Origin of the sequence: Kitasatospora sp. NPDC057015, assembly GCF_042673745.1 — a bacterium.
In the GTDB taxonomy this organism is placed as follows: domain Bacteria; phylum Actinomycetota; class Actinomycetes; order Streptomycetales; family Streptomycetaceae; genus Kitasatospora.
The window spans coordinates 51,508-58,750 of sequence record NZ_JBHUSG010000058.1 but is presented as its reverse complement, the minus strand read 5'-3'; the positions used below and the strand labels follow the sequence as shown (position 1 = coordinate 58,750).

The following is a 7,243-nucleotide window of genomic DNA, read 5'->3' as shown; positions in this document are numbered from 1 at the left end:
GCCTGTGGGTTGAGCCGGTCGGGCGGGGGCAGCCAGTCGGCGGTGTCGCGCAGGGCGTCCAGCACCGGGCCGAACGGCAACGGCTCGCGCAGGGGGTGGCACAGACCGGCCACCACGCGCTTGCCGTTTCCGGCCAGTACCGTCGTGGCCTCCTGGACCAGGCGCGACTTGCCGATCCCGGGTTCGCCCTCCACCAGTACCACCGCCGGCGGGACCTTCAGTGCCGCGAGCAGCAGGTCCAGCTCCCGACGCCGGCCGACCAGCCCGAAACCGCGCCCCGTCCCGACGCCCTCGCGGTCCACCGCCACAGCCGACCTCCACGAGACCCGCCGGGCCTCCTGGTTTCAACGTAGCCCCGGCACCACCTGCCCGCAAAGAGCAGGGCCGCGACCCCGGGACGGCGATGCCGCGGCTGTGGCCACCGACTCCCGACGATCCCTTCGGAATGGGGTTGGGCACCGGGTGCCGTAGGTGCACCGCGATCGCGGTTGTCACCGCGCCGCGGTCACCGGGTCCGGATCTGCACCCTGCCGGTCCGGGACGTGACGGGAGGGGGCCCCGCGGGTGGATGCCCGCAGGGCCCCGTCGGTCGGGACGGGTCAGGCCCGCTCTTGCGGGCGAAGGGTCAGTTGATGGTCCAGCGCTGCTGGGCGGAGCCGGTGTCGGTCTGCTGGGTGATCAGGGCGCCGTCGGAGGTGGAGGCGGTGGTCAGGGAGAGTCCGCTGCTCTTGGAGGTGATCTTGTACCCGCCGGAGGCGGTGGTGACCACCCAGTGCTGGTTGCTGCCCCCGGTGCAGGTCCACTGGATGATCTGCGCGCCGGCGGAGCCGGAGCCGCCGCTGACGTCCATGCAGAGGTCGGACAGGCCGTTCACGATCTGGTAGCTGCCGTCCGACTGCTGGGTGAGGACCCAGTCCTGGTTGCTGCCTCCGTTGGGGCTCCAGGTGATCAGCTGGGTGCCCTCGTCCAGCGAGCTGTTCGGGTCGTCGAGGGCCTTGCCTCCGGTGACCAGGGTGTGGGTTCCGTCGAGGCTCCCGGACGCCGAGCCGGTGGGGGTGAGGGTCAGGGTCTGCTCGCTCGCGGTGCGGGTTCCGCCGACCGCGTTGCCGGTGGTGTTCGTCCAGCTGCGGGTGGGCGTGGTCTCGGTGAGTCGGCCGGAGTCCGAGGACAGTCCGATCACCAGTCCGCTGTAGCGGTTGACCAGGCGGAACGTCCCGGTGGGGGTGTTGCTGGTGGAGGCGCCGGGAATGACCCACCACTGCTGTCCGACACTGGGACCGCCGGATCCTGCGGCGGTGACGATGGGCTGGGCGCCCCAGGCACGGCCCGCGGTGGCGGTGGAGTCGACGCCGAGCAGCTGGCCGGTGGAGGAGTTGACGATCCGGTAGGAGCCGTCACCGTTGCCGGCGAAGGCCCACGACTCCAGGGCGGAGCCGGTGGAGGAGGCCAGCGAGGTGGTGGCGGAGCTCCCTGAGGTCTGGGCGAGGACGCGTCCTGCGCCGCTGCTGATGCGGTAGGCCTTGGTCTCGTCGACGGGTGCGGGGGCGGTGGCGGTGGCGCCGAGCGTGATGTCGACGTATTCGCCGGAGTGGTCGTTGGAGCAGCCGAACGAGCAGTAGGACCGGAAGCTCTTGCCGACGATGGTGCTGTTGGTCTTGCTCGCGCTGTCGAGGAACCAGCGGTACCAGGAGGCGGTGTGGTAGCTGCCGGTGTCGCCGATCGGGTACCACTTCTGGGTGGAGAGGTCGTCGGTCGCGTAGAAGTACTGCGGCGACGTGCCGTCCTGGGTGACGGCCTGGGGCTGGCCGATGTAGAGCTTCAGGTAGGCGTTGTAGGTGATGTCCATGACGAACAGCGGCGAGGTCGGGGGCATCTTCCCGGCCGCGATCTGCTGGGCCGCGGTGCCCGTGTTCGCCGGGTTGTAATCGCCGGACACCGGGGTGTAGCCCGTGGTGCTGCCGGAGCCGACCGGGACCATGTTGCTCTCCCGGCCGCCCACGCCGGGCTGGGACCAGGCGCCGTTGTACCACTTCTGCCAGGAGCCGGGCGCCATCTTCGAGGAGATCGGGGCGCGCGCCACGTGCTCGTGGAAGGCCTCCCAGCCACCGCCCTTGTTGAGGATCCGCGAGCCGTAGTAGACGTAGAAGTAGCCCGAGGCGGTGTCGACGAACAGGCGCTGGTCGCCGTCGCCGTAGTCGAAGGTCTGGTTCGGGAACGCGGTGTTGTCGCCCCGGGTGGTGCTGTACGGGGAGGTGATCACGTGGTTCTTGATGTCCCAGGTCCTGCCCTGGTCCTTGGACACCGCGTAGTCGATCGCGTCGAAGTGCAGGCCGTCACCGAAGGGCTCCGGGGTGAACTCGTTGTGCACCAGGCCGTACCAGTCGCCGGTGTCCGGGTCGACCCACAGCCCGGCAAGGTCGCAGTAGTTCTTCTGCGCGTAGGTGGTGAGGGTCGGCGCGTACGTCGCCTCCTGACCGGTGGGGCTGTTGTTGCAGCGCCAGGTGGTGTCGTTGTTCCTTTCGCTGGGGTTGGCGGGGTTGACGAAGTCGCTGATCGCACCGGACCGGGTGGCGGTGTCGAAGTTGGTCCCGGTGAAGAAGTCCCAGTACCGGACCTCGTTGGCGCCGTACAGGGCGGCGGACTGCTGGAAGTAGAAGGTGCCGTCCTTGTCGACGTACGGGGACGCCTGGGTGTCGGTCGGGTGGTCGTACGGGACGGGGGATCCGACGCCGACCGTGTACGTGGCGGCGGGCGGGGTCGCCGACGCCGGGTACGTGGCGGCACCGGACAGCGTCAGGACGGTGGCGGCGAACACGGCCGCCAGTGCTCTACGGGGAGGGGAGGACACGGGAACTCCTTCGGGGACAAGGCACTTCATGGGGGAAGGGGATCGCGATCGGCGGCATGGTGAGCCGCGGCACCGGCCGTCCGGGAGTGAGGGGGCCGGCCGGAGCAGGCTCGCCCAGGTGGAGGCGCTGAGCACGTGTGTGTGACGGCTCTCGTGCCGCCGATGCGCGTCCCGTCGTACGCGGCCGCCACAGGCGGACCGCGCCGGTCGGCACTTCGAGAGGACGGACAGATGCGCCGACGGGGTCCGACGATGTGCGCGCCGGCCCCGCACGGTTCTGCAGGATGGCCACATCTGTGCGCAAAGTTGCGTGTTTCGAGGGGTATTGAAGCAACTTTCAGCAAACCGTGACAGCAGTCGGGGGCGATGTCAAGGGATGCCTCGCGGGAACCTCGGTGCAGGGCGGCGCCTCCGTCGACGTGCTGCGGCAACGAGGCCAGGGCGGCCCGGGCGCCCCGAGGGCCGACCTCGCGCAGGGTCATGGAGACGTCAAGTCCCGTGCTCTGATATGTGGTTGGGCGCGAGAACGCGAGTGGTGGCGGCGCCGTCCAGCGGAGGTCTCCTCTCCTGTTCACCGAGGACGGGGATGCTTCCTCCCGTCCCTGTGCTCCTCCGCCCCAGCAGACCGGCGAACGAAGCTCGGAGGGCCGCCGGAAAGGTCACGGCCGGATACCGGTCTGCCTTGCTCGCACGTGATTGGCAGGTGGTATGCCACGTAGCCGAGCACGCTGCGGGCGCGACCACGCTCCTTCAGTCCCCGCGAGGGGCGCCGCCACAAGCAGCCTGCCCACGGTCTTGGTGAGTACGGCCCGCGCTCGGGCGTCCAAGGATGAGTCGGTGACGAAGACGTTGATCCGGCTGAGGGGGCGAACCCGCTCAGGCTGACGACGCCCGACCGGGTCTGGTCCGCGACGGCGATGACGCGGCGCGCACGGCAGCGGGCGGTGGCTTGCACGACCGCCGTCCTGGACGCGGATCCCAGGGCCGGTCCAGGCCCGGAGAGGGAAGAGCGGTCGGTCGGCACGGTGCCGCCGTGGACCTTCTCCGTCCTCCCGCCGACCAGCGCGTGCAGGTCGCGGCATGGTCATGACGGACACCCCGAACCACCAGACCAGTTCGCCCACCGGAACCGAGCCCTCGCCCCGCAGGCACTCAAGCAGGCCGACGGATTCGCCCATCGCCGTACAGCTGGCAACCCGCCGGCCTTCCCGCGCAGCCGCGCTGCTTCGACCCACCGTCCAGCGACGGGAGGCCCGGCGCGACTCCGGCGGGTAGCGTGAGGGCAGGCCACCCCCGGCAGGGCGGCACCGAGGTCCGGATCCCGCCCTGGACGGGGTACCGGAATCGGAAGCCCGCCGAAGCGTGAATTGTTGGTACGAGATGGCGGAATTCAGCGGGAAGGTAGGACCCGGCGGCCTGGGCTTCGAGTTCGTCGGCCGGCAGGAGGAGCTGCGGGTGGTCCTGGCGGCCCTGCGGCAGGAGCCGGTCGTCGTACTCGTCGAGGGCGAGGCGGGGGTGGGTAAATCCCGTCTGCTGAGGGAGGTGACCGAACGGCTGGAGAACGAGGGCATGACGACCCTCACCGGATGGTGCCATCCGCTGCGTGAACCCCTCCCCTTCGGTCCGGTCATCGATGCGCTCCGCCGGGCTCGTCCGGACGCAGGGGCCCCGCTCGGTCCCGCCACCGCGGTGCTCGCCCCCTACCTGCCCGAACTCGCCGACCGGCTCCCCGCCGAGACGGACACGGGGGGTGCCGCTGACCTGCACCGCCGCTTGATGCGTGCTGTGCACGACCTGCTGTCGGCGCTGGGGCCGATCGTGCTGGCCGTCGAGGACGTGCACTGGGCCGACGACGCGACCCGCGAACTGCTCCTGCTGCTGGCCCGAAATCCGCCTCAGCAACTGCGCCTGCTGCTCACCTACCGGGCGCGGTACCTGCCCGGTCACGGTAACGTCCTCGGTTCGCCCTACCGGCGCCCGGTGGGCGTCGGCGGCACCGAGATCTCTCTGGCGCCGTTCGACCACGCAGAGGTGCGCGAACTCGCGGACGCCGCGATCGGCCCGACCGCGGCGGCCGCGGTGGCGCCGCAGCTCTACGAGCGCAGCGGCGGGTTCGCGCTGGTGGTGGAGGCGGATCTGCTCATCCTGGCGGACCGGAGCACACAGGGACCGCTCGGGCGGTTGGAGGCGCTGAAGGGCCTCACCGACCTGGGGGTGCCACGGGCGCTCCAGGAGGCGGTCAACAGCCGGGTGGCGGCGCTTCCCGAGGACGCGGTGGCGATCGTGCAGGCCGCGTCGGTGCTGGGCGTGTCGGCGGAGGAGAAGCTGCTGGGGCAGCTGTCGGGCCTGGGGGAGGAACGGACCGAGGCCGCGCTGGTGGCGGCGCTCCAGGCCGGCATCCTACGCGAGACGTCCGCCGACCGGTACGGGTTCCGACACGTGCTGGCGCGGCAGGTGGTGCACCAGAGGATCCTGGGACCACGGCGTCGTCGGCTGCACCGGCGCGCGATCGAGATGCTGTCCAGGCAGGCGCCCACCCCGCTCGTGCAGATCGCCTACCACGCTCGCCAGCTCGGCGATGTGGCCGTCTGGCTGCCCCGCGCCTGGGCCGCCGCCGAGCACGCCGTCGACGTCGGGGATGACGGCGTTGCCGCCGATCTGCTGCAGCAGTTGATCGTCGAGACCGCCCTACCGCCCGAGCAGCGCACTCGTGCCGCAGTCGAGCTCAGCCGCGTCGCGGGGCGTCGTACCGACTTCGCAGCCGGTCTGGCCGTGCTGCGCCGCATCGTCTCCGACCCAGCTCTCGCCGAGTCGGCCCGTGGCGAGATTCGGCTCGGCCTGGCCCGGGCCCTGCTGAACCAGGGTGACTTCGAGGGGTTCGATCAGATGGGTCGGGCGGCTGAGGAACTGGCGGCCGACCGGCCGGGGCTGGCCGCCATCGCCCTGGCCTTCCTATGTCACGGCGCCCTGCTCGACCGCACCGCCGCCCAGGATCGGGCGGGGATGGAAGAGGCCGTGCGTATGGCGGCCGGCGGTGACCCGAGAGCCCGTGCGACCGTGCTGGCGAGCCGGGTCACACTCCTGAGTTCCCTGGCCGATCCGCAGACTGAGCCGCTGCTGCGGCAACTTCCCCGCCGGAGCGCTGACCTGGAGATCCAGCGTCAGTGCGCCCGCGCACTGCGCAACGTCGCCTCCAACGTCGGGCGAATCGGCCGCATCGAGGACGCCGGGGTGCTGCTGCGCGAGGCCGAGGATCTGGCCCACCACTCGGGATACGGGCAGATGGAGGACGCCTGCGTGTTGACCCGACTCTTCTTCGACTACGAGCAGGGGAACTGGGAACACCTGGCGGAGCGGATCGAGGCGATCGTCCCATCGACCGCCGGGGGCAGCAATTTCCGTGTCGAGCCTTACCTTCTGCTCGCCCTGCTCGACATCGCCCGCGGCCAATGGGCCCGCGCCCGAAGTGCTCTGGTGACCCACCAGATGCCCTGGGCGACTCGGGAGAGCGCCCTCATGGGCGGTGCGGCACTAGCCCGTATCGATCTGCTGGAGCAGCGCCCCCAGCAGGCCCGGGCCACCGCCAGGCGGGCCCTGGGGCTCCAACGCCACAAGGGCGTCTGGATCTGGGGTACCGACCTGGTCCCCGTCGCGGTGCAGGCCGCACTCGCCTGCGGACGGCGAGAGGAGGCCCAGGAACTGACCACCGAGGCCGCCGGGGGGATCGCCGGCCTCGACGCCCCCGCCGCCCAGGCGGAAGTCCTCCTGTGCCAGGGGCTGCTGGCCGCGGACACCGACACCGCCGAGGCCGCGCGCCTCCTCGCACAGGCCCGCATTGGTTTCGAGGACATCGGGTGGGTCTACCGCGCCGCTCGTAGCGCGGAGCAGTCCGGACGGGTCCTCCTCGCCGAGAACGGGGCCGAAGCCGACCGTCTGCTGCAGCACGCCTACGAGGTCTTCACCCGGATCGGCGCCGCATCCGACGCCGCCCACTGCCAGAGGGTGCTACGTGACAGCGGTCGACGACCCGCCAACCGCGGGCGCCGCGCCTACGGCCACCAGCTCTCTCCTCGCGAGCAGGAGGTGGCCGGCCTCCTCGCGGCCGGCGCCACCAACCAGGACATCGCCCAAGCCCTCGCCTTGTCAGTCCGCACCGCCGAACGCCACGTCGCCAACACCCTGAAGAAGCTCGGCGTCACCCGAGACCGGGTCCACGAGGCCCTCACCCCGCCTTGATCACCCCGTACTGTCGACGGGGCAGTGCGTTATCGGCTCGGATGACGGCGGTACGGGCATCGAGGTCGCGGTGGCGGACCGGAACCTGATCGCCACGACGATGCTCGCCCCCGAGCTGATGGTGTTCGGAGGCGGGCTCGCGGAGGCGGGCGAACTCCT

General features: G+C 71.1%; 3 protein-coding genes. 1 reads left to right on the top strand and 2 read right to left on the bottom strand.

Annotated elements, in window-relative coordinates:
- Both ACFTWP_RS35985 and ACFTWP_RS35980 read right to left on the bottom strand, forming a co-directional pair.
- Positions 1-308 (bottom strand): AAA family ATPase (locus ACFTWP_RS35985; RefSeq protein ID WP_380269271.1); only part of this gene is annotated, 308 nt, incomplete at its 3' end.
- A gap of 317 nt (positions 309-625) precedes the next feature.
- Complete coding sequence (locus ACFTWP_RS35980) at positions 626-2,848, bottom strand: RICIN domain-containing protein (RefSeq protein ID WP_380269270.1); 2,223 nt, start codon at positions 2,846-2,848, stop codon at positions 626-628.
- Between the two features lie 1,380 nt (positions 2,849-4,228).
- Here ACFTWP_RS35980 and ACFTWP_RS35975 point away from each other — a divergent pair.
- The gene (locus ACFTWP_RS35975; protein ID WP_380269269.1) at positions 4,229-7,084 is read left to right on the top strand and encodes an ATP-binding protein; all 2,856 of its coding nucleotides are present in this window, start codon (positions 4,229-4,231) and stop codon (positions 7,082-7,084) included.
- The last annotated feature ends 159 nt before the right edge of the window (positions 7,085-7,243 follow it).

Bases quoted from the DNA above. Each gene is read 5' to 3' on its own strand.
- ACFTWP_RS35975 (WP_380269269.1), top strand. From the start codon at position 4,229: ATGGCGGAATTCAGCGGGAAGGTAGGACCCGGCGGCCTGGGCTTCGAG.